The organism is Amycolatopsis sp. lyj-90 (genome assembly GCF_046549035.1).
Taxonomy (GTDB): domain Bacteria; phylum Actinomycetota; class Actinomycetes; order Mycobacteriales; family Pseudonocardiaceae; genus Amycolatopsis.
The window spans coordinates 104,343-124,465 of record NZ_JAJPWP010000008.1 but is presented as its reverse complement, the minus strand read 5'-3'; the positions used below and the strand labels follow the sequence as shown (position 1 = coordinate 124,465).

Below are 20,123 nucleotides of genomic sequence, written 5' to 3'. Positions count from 1 at the left end.
TGGCGTTACCAGTCGAGCAGCAGGGCTTCCACGTCGAACGGTGGCGGCCCGAATTTGAGCTTGCGGTCGGGCTCGGCGAGCCTCAGCTTGGGAAAACGCAGGGCCAGCGCCGGAATCGCGACCCGGAACACCATCTCCGCCAGCGGCCTGCCGAGGCAGTGGTGGATACCGTGCCCGAACGCGACGTGCGGGGCCTTCTCCCGGGTGATGTCGAACTCGTCCTCCGGGGCCGGGAACTTCCCGCGATTCGCGCCCAGCAAAGAACACGTGACGGTGTCGCCCGCCTTGACGAGGCGGTCACCGATCAGCACGTCCTCCTTCGCGATGCGCGGGTGGAGCTTTTCGTCGGTGGTGAGGTACCGGGTCAGCTCTTCGAGCCAGTCCGGGACGGTGTCCGGCTTTTCGCGGAGCAGGTCGAACTGCTCCGGGAAATCGGCCATCAGCAACGCGCCCGCCGCGAGGAACCGGGCCACCTGGTCGCCGCCCGCGCCCATGATGAACGCGGCCACCCCCGCCAGCTCCGCGTCGGTGATCTCGTCGCCGTGCTCGCGCACAACGACACCGAACAGGTCGTCACCGGGGTTGGTGCGGACGCGGGCCACGGCCTTGTTCATGTACGTCATGTACTTGTTGCCCGCCGCGTTGCGCCGTTTGTCCGTCCGCTCGGTCCGGCTGGCGTGCAAGGTGCGCGCCAGATCCGCCTGGTCGTCACGCGGGATGCCCAGGAAGTCGCAGGTCGCCGTCGTGGCGACGGCCCACCCGAACTGCGGGACGAAGTCCGCGGGGCCGCCCATGTCCTCGATGGTGTCGAGGACGTCTTCGACGATCTGCTCGACCTCCGGCCGGAACCCCTGCATCCGCCGGATGGCGAACGGAGGCGTCACCAGCCGTCGCAGCCGGGTGTGGTCCGGCGGGTCGTAGTGGGTGAGGAAACCGGGCCAGGCGATCCCGGCCGCGGTCCCGCCGTAGATCAGCCGTGCGCTGAACTTGTCCGAGCTGAGGACCTGCCGGACCTCGTCGTACCCGGTGGCGAGCCACGCGGTCCGGCGTTCCCCGGAATCCTCGGTGCCCAAAGCGGAAATGGGGCCCTGGTCCATCAAGGCGAGGAGTTCCGCACCCGGATCGAATCGGTCCCTCCGGTGGATTTCCAAGCCCCGGACGACGTTGAGCTCTTCGAACACGGCAGATCCTTTCGCCTCGACCAGCCGGGGCATGCGGAGTGATGTTCCCGGCCGGCCGGACGAGCGTCGAGCTCGTCCAACCGGCCGGTGGGCAAGGGTGGGAGCTTCTGTTCTCGGGGCGCGTCGCGCCGGTGCCGCGCCGGTGGCGCGTTGCGAAAGCCACCTTCACAACGGTGAAGGTTGCGAAAGTGGCTTTCGCGTCATCGGCGCAAGCGGCCGCCGAGCTCGTCCAGCCATCCGGATCAGGGGTGGGACGCACCTGTTCCTGAGCCCTTCGCGCCGGTGGCGTGTCGCGAAAGCTTCTTTCGGGACGTCAGATGTCCCGAAAGTGGCTTTCGCGACACGGTCGCCGGAAGCTCGGGAGCGGCGACGACGGTCTGTCGGGGTGGGCAAGGGTGGCCTGTTGCGAAAGCCACTTTCACAACGGTGAAGGTTGCGAAAGTGGCTTTCGCGTCATCTGCGAAAGCGGCCGCCGGGCTCGTCCAACCGTCCGCCTTGAGCGGCTGGACACTTCAGCTCAGCCGTTGACTTCCGCGATCAGGCTCTTCGGCCGGAGGTCGGTCCAGTTCTCCTCCACGTAGGCCAGGCATTCCTGGCGCGAGGCCTCGCCGTGCACGCGGGTCCAGCCGGCGGGCACCTCGGCGAAGGTCGGCCAGAGGGAGTGCTGGCCTTCGTCGTTGACGAGCACCAAGAAGGAACCGTCTTCGTTGTCGAAGGGGTTGGTCATGGTTTGTGTCCTTTCACGCACCCGGCCGGGGCCGGAGCTTCTCGGCGACGATGGACCCAATCTGGACCAGCGCCGCGGGTTGCACCATGTCGTAATGGTTGGTCGGGATCTCGTGGGGTTCGATGGCCCCGCTGGTGAAGTCCTTCCAGCCGGCGATCGCCTCGGAAACGGGCAGATGGGCCGGCCGGTCCTCGGAAGCGACGAACAGCAGGATGTCGCCCTTGAACGGCGTGGCGGTGTGCTGCGGCCCGACCTTCCAGAGGTTCCGCATCACCGCTTCCAGCCGTTCCTTGGCACCGGGTCCCTGCACCATTCCGCCCGCGAGTTCCAGGTCCTGCTGTTTCCGTTTCTGCAGGCCGTCTTCGTCGCGCGAGGCTTCTTCGGTCACCGTGCCGGTCGCGTTCCGTCCCATGTAGACGGGGTAGGCGTCGAGCAGGGCCAGCAGGCCGACCTCTTCCCCGTCCGCCTCGAGCAAGGCGGCCATCGCCTGCGCGATCCGTCCGCCGAGTGACCAGCCGAGCAGGTGGTACGGCCCGGTCGGCTGCACGGCGCGGATGTGCGCGAGGTAGTCGGCCGCCATCTCCTCGACGCTCTCGGGAAGCCGTTCGGTCCGGGCCAGGCCACGCGCCTGCACCCCGTAGACCGGCTGGTTCGCGGGAAGGTGTCGCAGCAGCGGCCCGTAGTTCCAGCTCAGGCCACCACTCGCGTGGACGCAGAACAGCGGCGGACGGTCGCCACCGGCTTGCAGCGGCAGCAGGATCTCGTAGTCACCCGTCTTCACCGCGGTGCTTGATCGCCGCCGCTCGCCCACCACGATCAGGGTCTTGGCCGCGGTCTTGCGGGCGAGCAGGCCCGTGTTCAGCATCCGGTGCCCCGCGTCCCCGAACGGGCAAGGTTCGCTCGGCCGTCCTGACTTGCCCGCGTCGACAGCCGGGCCGGTGACGTAGAGATCGCCTACCGCTCCCGGAGCGACGGGACGCCGCGCGTCGTCGAGCACGAGCGCGCCCAGCGGACCGTCCTCGGCCAGCGCGGCGACCACCGAAGGCACGTCGCCGGACCAGCGCGCGGGCGCGATGGCCGGACGGCCGCGTTCGGTGTCGTCCAGGAAGAGGTCCAGGTCGCTGATCCGCCGCTGAGGATCCTCGGCCACCTGTTCCAGGACTCGGATCAGCCGCCGTGCCACCGATTCCGCCGTGGCTTCGTCGAACAGGTCCGCGGCGTACCGGAGGGTGCCTGCAAGGCCGTCCTCGTTGTCGTCCTCGTCGAGGCGCTCGGTGAGCGTGAACGCGAGATCCAGCTCGATGGCCTCGACCCCGCCCGGCTCGGCGCTGGTGCGCAGAGCGGGCAGTTCCGCCGCGTCCCACGCGCCGATGTCCTCCTCGTTCACCTCGAGTCCCACCTGGAACACGGGGTGACGCGAGAGCGAGGCGGGCAGGTCCAGCAGCTCGACGATCCGCTCGAAGGGAAGGTCCAGATGCGGACGCGCGCCGCGGACCGCCTCCTGCACCCGGGTGACGACCTCCAGGAAGGTCGGGTCGCCCGAGAGATCCGTCCGCAGGGCGAACGGCCGCGCGAACGGGCCGATCATCGGCTCGAGGTCGATGAGGTCCTCGTCCCGCGGCAGCGTCGTGCCGATCACGAGATCCTCGCCCGCCCCGAACTTGGCCAGCAGCACGGCGAGCGCGGCGTGCACGACCTGGATCGTCTCCGCGCCGAGCCGTTCCACCGCTTCGGTCAACCGGTTGTACGGACCGGCGTCCAGCCGCAGCGCGACCGTGCCGGCCTTGCGCGACGGGACGGCGGGCCGCGGCCGGTCCAACGGGAGCACCGTCTCGCCGTCGATGCCGGTCAGGGTGTCCCGCCAGAAGACGACCTGCTCGTCGATCAGGCTGCCCTGCTCCCGGCCGTCGTCGAGAAGCCGCTGCTCCCAGAGCGCGTAGTCGGCGAACTGCAGGGCCAGCGGCGCACGCTCCGGGACACGGCCCGAGCGCCGGGCACCGTACGCGGCCGCCAGGTCACGGAAGAACACGTCCAGCGAGTCGTCGTCGGTGAGGATCCGGTGCACCCGCAGCTGCAGGACGTGTTCCTTTTCCGAGAGCGCGAAAAGGTCGCACCGCCACGGCACCTCACGGGTGAGGTCGAAGCCCGACTCACGACGCTCGGCGAGGAGCGCGGGAAGTTCGTCCTCGGTGACCGGGACCGGGGTCAGCTCGATCGCGGAGGCCTCGTGGACCTGCTGGTGAACGCTCTGCGCGTCACCGGGGAAGGTCGTGCGGAGGACTTCGTGCCGGACCGCGACGTCGCCGAGCGCGGCCGCCAGCGCGGACACGTCGAGCCTGCCGCGCAGCCGCAGCGCGACCGCGACCTGCAGACCGGCGGTCTCTTCCCCGGGACTGGCCAGCAGCCAGGCACGGAGCTGCCGGGCCGTGAGCGGCACCCGGTCCGGCCGTTCGACGGCCTCCAGCGCGGGACGCGACTTCGCCGCGAGCGCCCTGGCGACACCGGCGGGCGTCGGCGAGGAGAACAGCTGCCGGATGGGCAGGTCCACGCCGATCACCTCGCGGATCCGCGCGATGAGCCGCATGGCCAGCGCCGAGCTGCCCCCGAGGTCGTGGAAAGCGTCGTCGACACCGACGTGGTCGACACCGAGGATCTCGGAGAACAGCTCGCAGAGGACCTTCTCGGACTCGCTCTCGGGCGCCTTCTCCGACGCGCGTCCCGCGAGATCCGGGGCGGGCAGTGCCCGGCGGTCCACCTTGCCGTTGGGCGTGACGGGCAGCCCGGGCAGGGCGACGACCGCCATGGGGACCATGTACGCGGGCAGGACCAAGCCCAGCTGCCGCCGGATCTCCTCCGGTCCCGCGTCACTGCCGTCGGAGACGAAGTACCCCACCAGGCGCTTCTCGCCCGGCTGGTCTTCGCGCGCCATGACGACCGCTTCGACCACTCCCGGCTGGACGGCCAGCACGGACTCCACCTCGCCGAGCTCGACCCGGTAACCGCGGATCTTCACCTGGTCGTCGGCGCGTTCGAGGAACACGACCTCGCCGTCGGGGGTCCAGCGGGCCAGGTCGCCGGTGCGGTACATGCGTTCGCCCGGCAGGAACGGGCAGGCCACGAACCGACCGGCCGTCAGGTCCGGGCTGCCGAGATATCCGCGGGCCAGCCCCGTCCCCGCGATGTACAGCTCGCCCGTCACTCCCGGCGCGACCGGGCGCAGGAAGGCGTCGAGGAGGTAGATCCTGCGGTTCGTCATCGGGTGACCGATCGGCAGTTCCCGATCGACCACGTCGCCGGGCTCGATCGGGAGCCACGTCGCGCACAGGGTGGTCTCGGTCGGTCCGTAGGTGTTCCGCACCCGCAGGCCGGGCTGGGCCCGCCGCAGGTTTTCCACGGACTGCGCGGGAACCACATCCCCGCCGGTGCCGATCTCGACCAGGCCCTCGAAGCACTCCGGGGACGTTTCCGCCAGGGCGCGGAAGGTTCCGGCGGTGAGGTGGACGAAGTTCGCGCCACGGGAGACGGCCTGCCGCACCCCGGCCGCGTCCAGCACGCCCGGCTCGGTGAGCAGGACCCGGGCGCCCGTGGCGAGCGGCACCCACATCGCGTAGAGCGAAGGGTCGAAGACGTGCGTCGCGTGCATCAGCACGCCGTCGCCCGGGCCGATCTGCCAGCCCGAGTCGCCCGCGAGGCCCGCCACCGCACCGTGCGGGATCCCCACGCCCTTAGGCAAGCCAGTGGATCCCGAGGTGTACATGACGTACGCCAGGTCGTCGGCGGACGGCCGGTCCGACGGCGCCGTCGCGGCGGTGGCGGCCACGGCGGCACGCGTCTCCGGAGCGTCGAGGACGATCGCGCCCTCGGGCACGACTCCGCTGGTGGCTTCGGTGCACAGGACGACCGAGACCTCGGAATCGCCGAGGAGGAACGCGATCCGCTCGGCCGGGTATTCGACGTCGACCGGGACGTACGCGGCGCCCGCCTTCCAGATCGCCAGGAACGCGATCAGCAGGTCCGGGGACCGCTCCATGGCCACCCCGACGCGGTCGCCGCGGGTGACACCGCGTCCGGCGAGATGTCCGGCCAGCCGGTTCGACGCCTGGTCGACCTCGGCGTAGGTGAGGTTCGACCCGGCCGCGTCGGTGATCGCCACCGCGTCCGGCGCCTCGGCCACCCGCCGGGCGAACAGCTCGACCACGGAATCACCCGGCACCGGGCCCGCGGTCGCGTTGAAGTCGTCCACCACCAGGGCGCGCTCGGCCTCGCTCAGCAGCGTCAGGCGGCCGACGAGGACCTCGGGTTCGGCGACCAGGCGCTCCAGGACACGGGCGAGCGCGCCCACGACCGACTCGCCCATTGTCCGGTCGAAGAGACCCCGGTCGTAGTCGAGGATGAGCGGCATCTGCTCACCCGGGCCGGTGACCAGGGTGAACGGGTAGTGCGAGGAGTTGCGGCCGCGTTTGACCGGGCGCAGGGTCAGGCCGCCGTGCTCCTGGCCGAGACCCTTGCGGGGGAAGTTCTCGTAGATGACGAGCGTGTCGAAGACCGCGCCGGGTCCGACGACGGCCTGCACGTCCTGCAGGCCGAGATGCTGGTGGGCCATCAGGGCCGACTGGTCGCGCTGCAACTCGGCGAACAGGTCGACGGCCCGCCGCGCGCCGTCGAGCCGGACCCGCACCGGCAGCGTGTTGAGCAGCTGGCCGACCATCGACTCCACGCCCGCCAGCTCGGCGGGACGCCCCGAGGCGGTCGCACCGAAGACGACCTCGGTCCGGCCGGCGAGCTGCGACAGCACGACGGCCCACGCGCCCTGCACGACGGTGTTGAGGGTGAGGTCGTGCCCGCGCGCCAGTTTGGCCAGCCCGTCCGTCACCTCGGTGGACAGCTCGACCACCGCCGTGTCGATGTCGGGCACCCGGGACGGATCGGCCGGGGCGACCGCGGTCGGCGTGTCCAGCCCGGTGAACTCTTCCCGCCAGGCGGCCCTGGCCACTTCCTTGTCCTGCTTGCCGAGCCAGGCGAGATAGTCCCGATAGGACACTGTGGGCGGCAACCCGGAGGCGTCTCCGCCCGCCGCGTAGATCGCGGCGAGCTCGCGGTGGATGATCGGCATCGACCAGCCGTCGGTCAGCACGTGGTGGAGCGTGTGCACGAGCCGGTGGCGGTCCGGGCCGAGCCGGATCAGGTGCAGCTTCATCAGCGGCGCCACCTCGATGCGGAGCCGCTCGGCCAGCTCGTCCGCGGCGAGCCGGTCCACCTCGCTTTCGAGGATTTCGTCCGGCAGCCCGGAGAGATCCGTTTCCCGCCAAGGGATTTCGGCGTCCCGCGTGATGACCTGCACCATCTGCGCGCCGCTGACGTAACGGAAACAGGCCCGCAGCGCGGCGTGCCGGTTCACGAGAGCCTGCCACGTCGCCCTCAGCAGCGCGGCGTCCAGCGGGCCGTCGATGCCGTAGACGGTCTGCACGGTGTAGGTGTCAGGACCGTCGTCGTCGAGGGCGGTGTGATAGAGCATTCCTTCCTGCAGCGGGGAAAGAGGCCAGACGTCCTCCACGCTGGAACGCGGCTTCGCGCGGGTGTCGTCAACGGTCACGATCTGCTCCTTAGAAGAAAGCGGGGTCATTCGCCGGCCAACCCGGCCTCGAGTTGTTCCAACTGGTCAAGGGAAAGAGCGACGAGCGCGCCCCCGGCGGGTTCCGGCTCCGGAGTGGTCTCGTCTTCGGCGGGGATCTCCTTGACGAGCGTCGCCAGCCGTTCCGGTGTCTTCTCTTCGAACACCTGCCACGGGCTCAGTTCCAGCCCCTCCCGGCGTGCCCGCGCCGACAGCTGCATCGAGATGATCGAGTCGCCGCCGAGTTCGAAGAAGCTGTCGTCGGCACCCACCCGGTCGAGGCCGAGCACCTCCGCGAACAGCCCGCACAACTTCGACTCCATCGCCGTGCGCGGATTCCGCCCGGAAGTCATTCCGGAGAAATCGGGGGCGAGGAGCGCCCGGTGGTCGAGCTTGCCGTTCGGGGTGAGCGGCATCCGGTCCAGCGCGACGAAAGCCGCGGGCATCATGTACTCCGGCAGGCTTTCCGCCGCCAGCTCGCGCAGCACGGACGTCAGCTCCGCGGGAGCGTCCGCCGACGGCACGACATACGCCACCAGCTGCTTGTCACCCGGTCCGTCCCGGTGCACGGCGACCACCACCTGGGCGACCCCCGGATGCTCCGCCAGCACGGCCTCGATCTCGGCGGGCTCGACCCGGTAGCCGCGCACCTTGACCTGCGCGTCCGCCCGGCCGACGAAGATCAGCTGGCCGTCGGTGGCCCAGCGGAACCGGTCGCCGGAGCGGTACATGCGCTCGCCCGGCGAGAACGGATCGGCGACGAACCGTTCCGACGTCAGGCCCGGACGCCCGAGGTAGCCGCGGGCGAGTCCGACTCCCGCGATGTAGAGCTCGCCGGCCACGCCGGGCGGCACCGGCTGCAGGAACGCGTCGAGCACGTAGTGCCGCACGTTCCGGATCGGGCCGCCTAGCGGGACCACGTCGTGTCCCGGCGAGAGCGGGGCGCTCATCGTCGAGCAGATCGTCGTCTCGGTCGGGCCGTAGGCGTTGATCATCCGGCGGCCCGGCGACCAGCGGTCCACCAGCGCGGGTGGCAGCACCTCGCCACCCGTGAGCACGGTCCGCAGGGTGTCCGGCAGGTCGTCTTCGACCGCCAGCACACTCGGCGAAACGGTCAGATGCGTGATCCCCCACCGGCGCAGCGCGTCGCCCAGCGTCACCCGGGGCGGCATGCTCTCCGCGTCGGGCAGCACCAGCGTCCCTCCGGCCAGCAGGGCCATGAACAACTCGGAGACGATGGCGTCGAAACCGATGGCGGACAACTGGAGTACCCGCGACGAGGACGTCACGCCCATCCGCTCGATATGCGCGGTCGCCAGGTTGCCGAGCCCGGAATGGGTGACCATGACGCCCTTGGGCACCCCGGTCGAACCCGACGTGTAGATCACGTACGCCGCGTCGCTCGCGGCCACGTGCGGCAACGCCACGCCCGGATCGGCGGCGGGCAGGTCTTCCAGCTCCAGCACCGTGCCCGCGAACTTCTCCGGCACGACCGCGCGGGTCGCCTTGGTGCACACCAGCACCTCGGGCGCCGAACTCTCCAGCATCAGCTCGATCCGCTCACGCGGGTAGTCCGGGTCGACCGGGACGAACGCCCCGCCGGCGAAGGACACCGCCATCAGCGTCACCGCCAGTTCGGCCGAGCGGCCGACGACGACACCCACCCGGGTCTCGCGCCGGATACCCAGCCCCACGAGCAGCCGCGCCAGCGATTCCACCTCGCCGAGCAGTTCGCCGAACGACAGGCGCCGGGCGGCGTCCTCCACCGCCGGCGCGTCCGGCGACCGCTCGGCCTGCCTGCGGAACAGCACCGGCAGGGCCTCGGCTTCGAACGGCTCCTCGGTCCGGTTCCAGTCGTCCACCACCAGGCGGCGCTGCTCCGGGCCGATCAGCGCGACCCGGCCCACCGGGATCCGCGGTTCGGCCACGACCTGCTCCAGCGCCCGGACGATCGACGCGACGAACCCGTCGATCCGGGTCCGGTCGAACACGTCCGGCCGGTAGATGACCTCGCCGTGGACGCCGCCGCCTTCGGACGCGCGGAGCGACAACGGATAGTGCCCGGTGTCGTCCGGGATCCCGGCGGGACGCAGGGCGAGGACTTCGGGGTCGTCGGACGGGAGCGGCGGGGGCGGGTAGTTCTCGAACACCACGATCGTGTCGAAGGCCGCTCCGGAACCGGCTAGCTGGTTGATCTCGGTCAGCCCCACGTGCTGGTGCGGCATCAACGCGACCTGGCGTTCCTGCAGATCCGTCAGCATGTCGAGGAACGGCCGGTCGCCGATGAGGCGAGCGCGGACCGGCAGCATGTTCATGAACAGGCCGACCGCGGACTCGACGCCGGGGATGTCGATCGGGCGCCCGGCCACCGTGGTGCCGAAGACGACGTCGTCGCGCCCCGTCAACCGCGCCAGCAAAAGCGCCCAGACTCCCTGGAAAAGCGTATTCGTCGTCACGCCGTGCCCGCGGGTGAACTCCGCCAGGCGACGGCTCAGCGCGTCGTCGAGTTCGAAGCGCACGCGGTCGGGCTCGATGGGCACGGCGATCGCGTCCGGGGACACGACGTGGGTCGCCTCGTCGAGTCCCGCGAGCTCGGTCCGCCACGCCTCCCTGGCGGCTTCCTTGTCCTGGCGGGCGAGCCAGGCGAGGTAGTCCCGATAGGACGTCGGGACCGGCAGGGTCCTGCCGTCGCCACCGGTTTCGTACGCCGTCATCACCTCGACGAGGAAGACCGGAAGGGACCAGCCGTCGGCCGAGATGTGATGCGACCTGAGGATCATCCGGTGCTTGCGGTCCCCGAAGCGCACGAGGTGCAGGTGCAGCAGCGGCGCCTTCGTCAGGTCGAACCGCTCCGCGTGCGACTCCTGCGCGAGGCGGGCGAATTCCGCCAGCGCCTCGTCTTCGGGCAGGTGGGACAGGTCGGTCTCCACCCAGGGCAGCGCCACGTCCTTGGCGACCGCCTGGACGGCCACGCCGGACCCGAGCTGGTGAAAACTCGCCCGCAGGGCCGGGTGCCGGTCGAGAAGGGTCTGCCAGGACGCCCGGAACCGGGCGACGTCCATCGGGCCGTCGAGGAGGATGTCGCGGATACCGGCGTAAACGTCCGGGCCGCGCTCGTCGACGGCGTGGAACAGCAGGCCTTCCTGAAGCGGGGAAAGCGGCCAGATGTCGTGCAGGCTCGGGACGACGGCCTCGACCTCCGCCACCTCTCGCTGGGTCAGCGTGGTGAGCGGGAAGTCGGAGGGCGTGTGTCCCCCGGCGCTGTCGTCGGCGGCGACGTGGGTGGCGAGGCCGGTCAGCTGGTCGAGCCAGGCCTTCCCGAGCGATTCCGCCTCGGCCTCGCCGAGCAGCCGTCCGGCCCAGGTCACGGTCAGGGTGAACTCGGGGCCGTCCTCGGCGTCCAGCACCACCGCGTCGATCTCGACGACGTGCCGCAGCGGCAGATCTTCTTCCGCCACCCCGCCGATGGTTCCCGCCAGCTGCCAAGGCTCCGCGTCACCGTCGGGCCGCGGTGAGAAGCGGCCGAGGTAGTTGAACCCGATCTCCGCCGTCGGCAGCGCCGCCAGTGCCTTCCCGGTCCCGGCGTCGAGATACCGCAGCATCCCGTAGCCGAGCCCGCCGTCGGGCACCGCCCGCACGTTCTCCTTGACCTGCTTCAGCAGGCGACCGGCCGCGGTGCCGCCCGCGATCGCGTCGGCCGGATCCGCCCCGGTGGTGTCCAACCGGACCGGATGGACATCGGTGAACCAGCCGAGCGTCCGCGAAAGGTCCATCTCGTCGAGGGGCTGACGGCCGTGGCCTTCGACGTCCACCACGACGGAGGTTCCGCCGCGCCACTGGACCACCGCGCCGGCCAGGGTGGCCAGCAGGACCTCGTGCACGCCGCAGTGGAAGGCCGAAGTGGCCTTCTCCGCGAGCACGCTCGCGCGGTCCCGCGGCAGGGTCCACGACCGGCGTCCCGAGGTCGCGATGGTGTCGAGCCGCGGGTCGAGCTCGCCCACCCGCGCCTGCGCGCCGTCGAGGATCCCGGTCCAGGTCTCCAGCTCTCTGGTCCGGATCGCCGCCTGATCGGCCAGCGTCCGCGCCCAGCGCCGGAACGAAACGGGCGGCGGGTCGAGCACGGGTTCCCGGCCCGCGGCCGCGGCTTCACAGGCCAGTTGCAGATCGGGCAGCAGGACACGCCACGACACGACGTCGACGGCGAGGTGATGCGCGGCCACCACGAGCCGTCCCACGCGGCCGGGTCCCGCGTCCACCCACACCGCCCGGAGCATCACGCCCGCGGCGGGGTCCAGCCGTCCGGCCGCTTCGTGGGCGCAGCGGTCCGCGACCTCGTCCAGGTCTCCGGCACCGGCTTCGACCCGCTCGACCAGCGTCGCCGCGTCGACCGTTCCCCGCTCGGCCACGACCAGCCGAGGCTCTCCCCCGGTCTCGACGACCCGGCTCCGCAGCAGGTCGTGGGCATCGATCAGCGCGCCCAAACCGGCCGTCAACGCCTCCAGCGACAGGTCACCGGGCGCTCCCGCGGTCACCCACTGCGCCAAGGCGCCCCGGGTCAGCGCGCCGGGATCGCGTTCGAGCAGAGCACGCACCACCGGCGTCCACGGGACTTCGCCGACACCGTCGTCGAGGACGGCGTCGATCTCACCGCCGCGCTCCGCGACCGCCGCGATGCCCGCGGGCGTCTTCTGCTCGAAGACCTGCTTCGCGCCGAAGACGAAGTCCTCGCGCCGGGCGCGGGCGGCCAACCGCATCGAGAGGATCGAGTCGCCGCCGAGCTCGAAGAAACTGTCATCGGCGCCGACGTGGTCCAGTCCGAGGATCTCGGCGAACAGGTCGCTCAGCACCCGCTCGGCCTCGGTGCGCGGCTCGCGACCGGCGGACTTCGCGGTGAATTCGGGAGCGGGCAAGGCCGCGCGGTCGATCTTCCCGTTGAGGGTCAACGGGAAGGTGTCCAGCACCAGCACCACCGCGGGCACCATGAACTCCGGCAGCCGCTCCGCGAGCGACGCGCGGACCTCGCCGGATTCCAGCGCCTGTCCCGATTCCGCGGTCACGTAGGCGATCAGCCGCTTCTCACCGGGGCGCTCTTCCCTCGCGACCACGACAGCCTGCGCGACGTCGGGCACCTCGGTCAGCACGGCCTCGATCTCGCCCGGCTCGACGCGGTAACCGCGGATCTTCACCTGGGAGTCGGCCCGTCCGGCGAACACCAGCTCGCCCTGCTCGGTCCAGCGGCCCAGGTCGCCGGTGCGGTACATCCTCTCGCCCGCCGCGAACGGGTTGGCGAGGAATCGCTGCGCCGTCGCTCCGGCGGCGCCCAGATAACCGTGCGCCAGACCGGCTCCGGCGAGGTACAGCTCACCGGTCACGTTCGGGGCCACCGGCTGAAGGAAAGCGTCGAGCACGTACGCCTGCCTGCCGGCCAGCGGTCCGCCGATCGGCAGGGTGCTCCCCGTTTCCGCCCCGGGTTCGAGGACGAGCCAGGTGGCGCACAAGGTGATCTCGGTGGGGCCGTAGAGCTGCCGGAACCGGACGTCCGGGCAGGCACGCCGCATCCGGGCGACGGAGGCGAGCGGCACCGCGTCCCCGCCGGTCAGGATCTCCCGCAAGCCGGTGAAGGACTCCGGTGCTTCCTCGGCCACCACGCGGAAGGTCCCGGCCGTCAGGTGGATGGTGGTCACGCCGCGTTCGATCGCTTCCCGCACCCGCTGCGCGTCGACCGCGCCCGGTTCCGCGACCAGCACGCGGGCCCCGCCCACCAGCGGCACCCAGATCTCGACCAGTGACGCGTCGAACGCGTGCGAAGCGTGCAGCAGCACACAATCGCCGGGGCCCTGCGACCAGCCGGGGTCGCCCGCCAGGGCCGCCACGCTGCCGTGCGGCACCGCGACCCCCTTGGGCACGCCGGTCGATCCCGACGTGTACATCACGTAGGCCACGTCATGTGCTCCGGCGGTGAAAACCGGTGCCTCGTAAGAGGTTCCCGCGATCTCCGGCGCGTCCACGACCACCGGCTCGACGCCGTCCGGAACCGCGCCGCGGCTCGCTCCCACGCAGAGCGCCACCGCCGCACCGGAATCGGCCAGCATCCGTTCGATCCGTTCCGCGGGGTAGTCCACGTTCACCGGGACCTGCGCGGCTCCCGCCTTCCAGACCGCGAGAAGCGCCACCAGCAGGTCCGCGCCGCGTTCCATCACCACGCCGACCCGGTCACCGCGCCGTACGCCGATCCCGGCGAGATACCCGGCCAGCCGGTCGGATTCCCGGTCGAGTCCGGCGTAGGACAGCGTGCGTTCCCCGTCGACGACCGCGACAGCGTCCGGCGACTTCCGCGCCTGTCGCCGGAACAGCTCCGGCACGGTCGTCCCGCTCACCGCTTCACCGGTCGAGTTCCAGAGCTCCACGACCGACGCGCGCGCCGGTTCGCTCGTGACGGCCAGCGTGCCGACGGGACGCGAAGCCTCCGACACCACCAGTTCCAGGACACGCACGACCTGCCTGGCGATCTCGGCGGCCGTTTCCCCGCCGATCCGGTCGGGCCGGTAGGCCACGCGGATCTGCAGGGTCTTCCCCGGCGAAACGCTCATGGCCAGCGGATAGCTGGTGCCGGTCCGGGTGCGGACCGAGCTGATCGCGACACCGCCGTCGTCGCCGAGACCGGCGGCGTCGTGCGGGTAGTTCTCGATCATCACGATGGTGTCGAAGACCGCGCCCGCGCCTGCCGCCTTCTGGACCTGCGAAAGCCCCAAGTACTGGTGTTCCGTCAACGCGGACTGGCGTGCCTGGAGGTCCTGGAGCAGGTCCAGCACCGGCTGGCCGCCGTCGAGGCGGACCCGGACCGGGATGGTGTTGATGAACATCCCCACCATCTGCTCGACGTCCGGCACCTCGGCGGGCCGCCCCGACGTCACCGTCCCGAACACCACGTCCGTCCGGCCCGCCAGCCGCGCCAGCACCAGCGCCCAGGCACCCTGCACGATCGTGCTCAGCGTCAGGCCGTGGCCGCGGGCGAAACCGGTGAGGTTCCGCGTCGCCTCCTCGGGCAGCCATTCGGCGTGCTCACCCGGTACCACCATCGCCTTGTCGGCATCGGCGTCGACGACGGTCGGTTCGTCCGACCCGGCGAGTTCGGCTCGCCACGCTTCCCGCGTCGCCTGCTCGTCCTGGCGGCTCAACCACGCCAGGTAGTCCCGATAGGACGGTGACCTCGACGGGCCCTGTCCACCGGCATAGGCGATCGAGACCTCGCCAAGGACGAGCGGTGTCGACCAGCCGTCCAGGAGAACGTGGTGCGACGTCAGGACGAGCCGGTGCGTGTTCGCGCCGAGCCGGATCAGCAGCAGCCGGAGCAGCGGCGCCTCGGTCACGTCGAACCGCTTCGCCTGGTCCTCCGCGAGCAGCCGTTCGATCTCCTCGGCCGCCGCGGCCTCATCGAGCCGCGACAGATCCGCTACGCGCCAAGGGATCTCGACCTCGGCCGCGACGACCTGCACCGTTTCGCCGGAGCCCAGCTGGTGGAAGCTCGTCCGCAGCGAGTCGTGCCGCGCGACCACCTGGTTCCACGCGGCGCGCAGCCGCTCCGCGTCGAGCGGTCCGTCGAGGTCCAGGATCCGCTGGCTCTGATAGACGTCGACGTCGTCCTCGGCGACCGCCCGTTCGAAGAGCATTCCTTCCTGGAGCGGCGAAAGCGGCCAGATGTCCGTCAGCCCCGGCGTCGCGGCTTCCAGCTCCGCCACGTCGCGCTGCGCGAGTGCGACGAGGCCGAAGTCGGACGGGGTGTACCCGCCCGCACGGGGATCTTCGGCGAGGGCCGCGAGACCGGTCAGCATCTCCAGCCAGGCCTCACCGAGGCGCTCGACCGTCGCGGGGTCGAGGTCCTGTCCGTCGATGGCGAGCGCGAGCCGGGGCCCTTCCGGCGTGTCCTGGACTTCCGCGCCGACCTCCACGGGGTGGGCGAGGATCATGTCCGGGCCGCCACCGAGCGGCCCTTCGCCCGCCTGCTGCCATGCCCTGTCCTTGACGGAAAGGCCTGTCCGGCCCAAGTAGTTGAAGCCGATCGGCGCGGACGGCAGCTCGGCCAGCCTCGCCCCGGTGTCGGGGTTGAGGTAGCGCAGCAGCCCGTAGCCGAGTCCGTCCCCGGGGACGGCGCGGATCTGTTCCTTCGCGGCCTTCAGCAATCGCCCGGCCGCCGCGTCACCCGCCGCCACGGCGTCGAGATCGACCTCGGCGAGGTCGAAGCGGACCGGGTGAACGCTGGTGAACCAGCCCACGGTGCGCAACAGGTCTTCGCCGTCGGCGGCTTCGCGGCCGTGACCTTCGACGTCCACGAGCAGCCCAGTGTCAGTACCCCGCACCCGCGCCACCGCACCCGCGAGGCCCGCCAGCAGGACGTCCTGGATCCCGCAGTGGAAGGCGCCCGGCAACCGGGCCAGCAACCCGCTCGCCGCGGTGCCGGACACCGTCGAAGACCACGAGTGCGACTTCCCGGTGCCCTGCTCGAATCCCGTGTCCGCGCCGTCCAGGAGGGCGGCCCACCGATCGGTTTCGGCCACGGTGCGCTCGCTGAGCGCCTGCTCCGCCAGCCGCCGCGCCCACTGCCGGTACGACGTCGTCGCGGCGTCGAGGACGGGAGTCCCGCCCGAGCTCGCTTCGTCGTAGGCCGTGCGCAGATCCGGCAGCAGGATTCCCCACGAGACCGCGTCGACCGCCAGGTGATGCGCCACCAGCGCCAACCGGCCCGGCTCGGCGTTCCCCGCGTCGACCCAGACGGCCCGCACCATGATCCCCGCCGCCGGGTCCAGCGTGCCCGTCGCCGTCCTGACCGCGCGTTCGGCGATCTCGTCGAGGTTCCCCGGCCCGGCCTCGACCCGCGTCACCAGGCCGGCCGCGTCCACCGCGCCCCGCTCGGGCACCAGCAGCCGTCCGCCGGACTCCACCCGCGCCCGCAGGACGTCGTGCGCGTCCAGCACCGCTCGCAGGGCCGTGCCCAGTGTGTCCTGGTCGAAGCCCGCCGGGGTGACGACCACCCGCGCCTGCGCGAAACCGGGGCGCACCGCGTTCTCACCGAGGGCCAGCATCACCGGCGTCATCGGGATCTCGCCGACGCCACTGTCCACTGTGGATGCTTGGGCGGGCTGTGCTTCCGCGGCCAGCGCCGCCAGCCTGCCGGGGGTCCGGTGCTCGAACACCAGCCGCGGCGTCAGGGAGATTCCCTCACGACGTGCACGGGCGGCCACCTGCATCGACGAGATCGAGTCGCCGCCCAGCTCGAAGAAGCTGTCCTCGACCCCGACCCGGTCCAGCCCGAGCACCTCGGCGAACACTCCACAAAGGACTCGCTCGTCCTCGGTCTCCGGTTCCCGGCCCGCCGACTTCGACGAGAAGTCCGGTTCGGGCAGCGCCTGGCGGTCCACCTTCCCGTTGACCGTCAGCGGCAACTCGTCCAGCACCAGCATCGCGGCCGGGATCATGAACTCGGGCAGCGTTTCGGCGAGCTGTCCGCGCAGCACCGCCGGGTCGAGGGCCTGTCCCGCTTCGGCGACCGCGTAGCCGATCAACTGTTCGTCACGGGCGATCACGACGGCCTGACCGACCCCGGGCAGCCGGGCGAGGGCCACCTCGATCTCGCCGGGTTCCACCCGGTACCCGCGGATCTTCACCTGGTCGTCGGCCCGCCCGGCGAACGCCAGCGTGCCCTGCTCCGTCCAGTACGCCAGGTCCCCGGTCCGGTACATCCTCTCGCCGGGCAGATGCGGGTCCGCGACGAACCGCTCGGCCGTCAACGCCGAACGCCCCAGATAGCCTTGCGCCACACCGGCTCCGGCGACGTAGAGCTCACCGGGCAGCCCCGGCGGCACCGGTCGAAGGAACGCGTCGAGGACGTGGACGCACCGTCCCGCGAGCGGACGGCCGATCGGCAGTACCGATCCCGTCTCGTCGCCGGGTTCGAGCAGCCACCACGTCGCGCACAGCGTGGCCTCGGTCGGCCCGTAGAGATGCCGCACCCGGACGTCCGGGCAGGTCCGCCGCACGCGCTCCACCGCCGCGAGCGGCACCGCGTCACCACCGGTCAGCACCTCGCGCAGCCCGGCGACCGATTCCGGCGACTCCTCGGCCAGCACCCGGAAACTGCCGGCGGTCAGGTGCGCGGCCGTGACCCCGGCCGCCACGTAACCGGCCAGCGCTTCGCCGTCGACAGCGCCCGATCCGGCGAGCACCACCCGGGCGCCCGAAAGCAGCGGCACCCACAGTTCGAACAGGGAGATGTCGAACGCGTGCGAGGCGTGCATCAGCACCGCGTCGCCGGGACCCACGCCCCAGCCCGGCTCACCGACCAGTGCCGCGACGTTGCCGTGCGACACCGCGACGCCCTTCGGCATCCCCGTCGAGCCCGACGTGTACATCACGTAGGCGACGTCATCGGCGGTCGCACCGGTCGACAGGCGGGCGTATTCCGCCACGGCCCGCCGGGTTTCCGGCTCGTCGAGGACGATCGGCTCGAGCCCGCCGTCCAGCACCGAGTCCCGGTGCGCCTCCGTGCACACCACCGCCGACGGCTCCGCGTCCGCCAGCATGAACTTCACGCGTTCCGCCGGATAGGCGGGATCGACCGGGATGTAGGCCGCTCCCGCCTTCCACACCGCGAGCAGGGTCGCGATCAGCTCGGGCGACCGGTCCATCACCACGGCGACCCGGTCCCCGCGCCGGACTCCCTTGCCGCTCAGGTACCCGGCGAGCCGCTCCGCGCGCTCGGCCAGTTCCCCGTACGACAGCGTCCGGTCACCCTCGACGACGGCCGTCGCTTCGGGACGACGCTCGACCTGGGTGCCGAAGAGTTCCAGCGCCAGCCGGTCCGGCTTCGCACCGGATGCCTCTCCCCAGCGGCCGACCACCTCGCGTTCGGCCGGGTTCGTCACCTCGACGTCGGCCACCGTGAGGTCGCCCGCCCGCGTCAGCTGACGCAGCACCCCCGTGAACCGCTCGACGATGGCGAGCGCGGCGTCCTGATCGAAGAGATCCGTCAGATAGTCGAGTTTGACGAGCATCGACTCGCCGGGGACGGCGACCAGCGTCAGCGGATAGTGCGCGGCTTCCTGGCCCTGGTTCACGCGGATGGCGAAGGCTTCGGGAGAATCCGAGACGCCGAGCTCGCGCGGGAAGTTCTCGAAGACGATCATGGTGTCGAAGACCGCGCCGGGCCCGGCCGCCTGCTGGATGTCCGCCAGCCCCACGAACTGGTCGGGGATCAGCGCGGACTGCCGTCGCTGCAGCTGGGCCAGCAGATCGACGACCGGCGCCGAACCGCGCAGCCGCACCCGTACCGGAACGGTGTTGAGGAACAGCCCCACCATTCCTTCCACACCAGGGAGATCCGGCGGGCGGGCCGAGACGACCGCGCCGAACACGACGTCCGTCCGGCCTGCCAGCTGCGCCAGCACCAGTGCCCACGCACCCTGCACCACCGTGTTCAGCGTCAGCCCGTTCCCGCGGGCCAGCTCCTCCAGCGAGCGGGTGAGACCTTCCGGCAGCTCGACCGTGACGCTCTCGGGGATTCCGGGCGCTCGTCCCGGATCCGCGGGCGCCACCAGCGTCTGCTCTTCGACGTCGCCCAGTTCCGCCGCCCAGGCCGAAAGCGCCCTGGCCTTGTCCTGACGGCCGAGCCAAGCGAGGTATTCCCGGTACGACGTCACTTCCGGCAGTTCCAGCGGACCGCCGTCGGCCGCGTACAGCGCCGCCAGCTCGTCGAACACGATGGGGAGCGACCAGGCGTCCATGATCGCGTGATGGCAGGTCACCACCAGGCGGTGACTGTCGTCGCCGAGACGGATCAAAGTGAGACGCAGCAACGGCGCCGTCGCGAGATCGAAGCGCTTCGTCCGGTCCTCTTCGGCCAGCACCCGCACGGCCTCGCCGGAGGCATCAGGGTCGTCGAGGTGCGAGAGGTCGACCTCGCGCCACGGCAGTTCCGCCTGCCTGGCGATGATCTGCACCGTCTCGCCCGATTTGCGCTGCCGGAAACAAGCCCGGAGCGAGGCGTGCCTCGCGAGCAACGCCTCCCAGGCCGCGCGCAGCCTGGCCGCGTCCACCGGTCCGTCCAGCTCCAGGATCCAATGTCCAATGTAGACGTCGAGCCCTTCACCGTCGTAGACCGCGTGGAAGACCAGCCCTGCCTGCAACGGCGACAGCGGCCAGATGTCCTCGATCCGCGACTGAGCCATCAATTTCTCCCTCGATCAGCGAAGGGGCTTGAAGTTCGTCGTCGAACCAAGCCTCGAATTCCTCGATCCCGTCCCGGTCCAAGTCGAGGAGCCGACGTCGAATGCGGCATGTCCCCCCACAGAATCGTCGCCCGAAGGGACGACCCGGACAACATGTCCAACGGGCCAGGGAGAAAATGTCGAGTGGCGTGGTGGGTCACCGTGGTCGTGAGTGGCGTTTCGGGTTAGAACCCGAAACGCCACTCACGACCACCTGGACCGACACCTCACCGCCGCACCGATGTCGCGAAAGCCACTTTCGCGACGTCTGATGTCCCGAAAGTGGCTTTCGCGACACGGCCGCTCGGTATCGGACGCGGCGAAGGACACCTTTGACTTACCCC

Annotated in this window: 4 protein-coding genes; all 4 read right to left on the bottom strand. The window is 71.0% G+C overall.

Going from position 1 to position 20,123, the window contains the following annotated elements; all coding sequences use genetic code 11:
- Nucleotides 1-5 precede the first annotated feature (5 nt).
- The gene (locus ACLJPX_RS29510) at nucleotides 6-1,181 is read right to left on the bottom strand and encodes a cytochrome P450 (protein WP_101613805.1); all 1,176 of its coding nucleotides are present in this window, start codon (nucleotides 1,179-1,181) and stop codon (nucleotides 6-8) included.
- A 517-nt stretch (nucleotides 1,182-1,698) separates the two neighbouring features.
- A complete protein-coding gene (locus ACLJPX_RS29505) occupies nucleotides 1,699-1,908 on the bottom strand; it encodes an MbtH family protein (protein ID WP_101612835.1) in 210 nt (69 codons plus the stop codon).
- A 13-nt stretch (nucleotides 1,909-1,921) separates the two neighbouring features.
- Nucleotides 1,922-7,501, bottom strand: a complete 5,580-nt coding sequence (locus tag ACLJPX_RS29500; protein WP_410603633.1) for an amino acid adenylation domain-containing protein — start codon at nucleotides 7,499-7,501, stop codon at nucleotides 1,922-1,924.
- Between the two features lie 26 nt (nucleotides 7,502-7,527).
- On the bottom strand, nucleotides 7,528-19,740 hold the full coding sequence (locus ACLJPX_RS29495; RefSeq protein ID WP_410603631.1) for an amino acid adenylation domain-containing protein: 12,213 nt from the start codon (nucleotides 19,738-19,740) through the stop codon (nucleotides 7,528-7,530).
- Nucleotides 19,741-20,123: the final 383 nt, after the last annotated feature.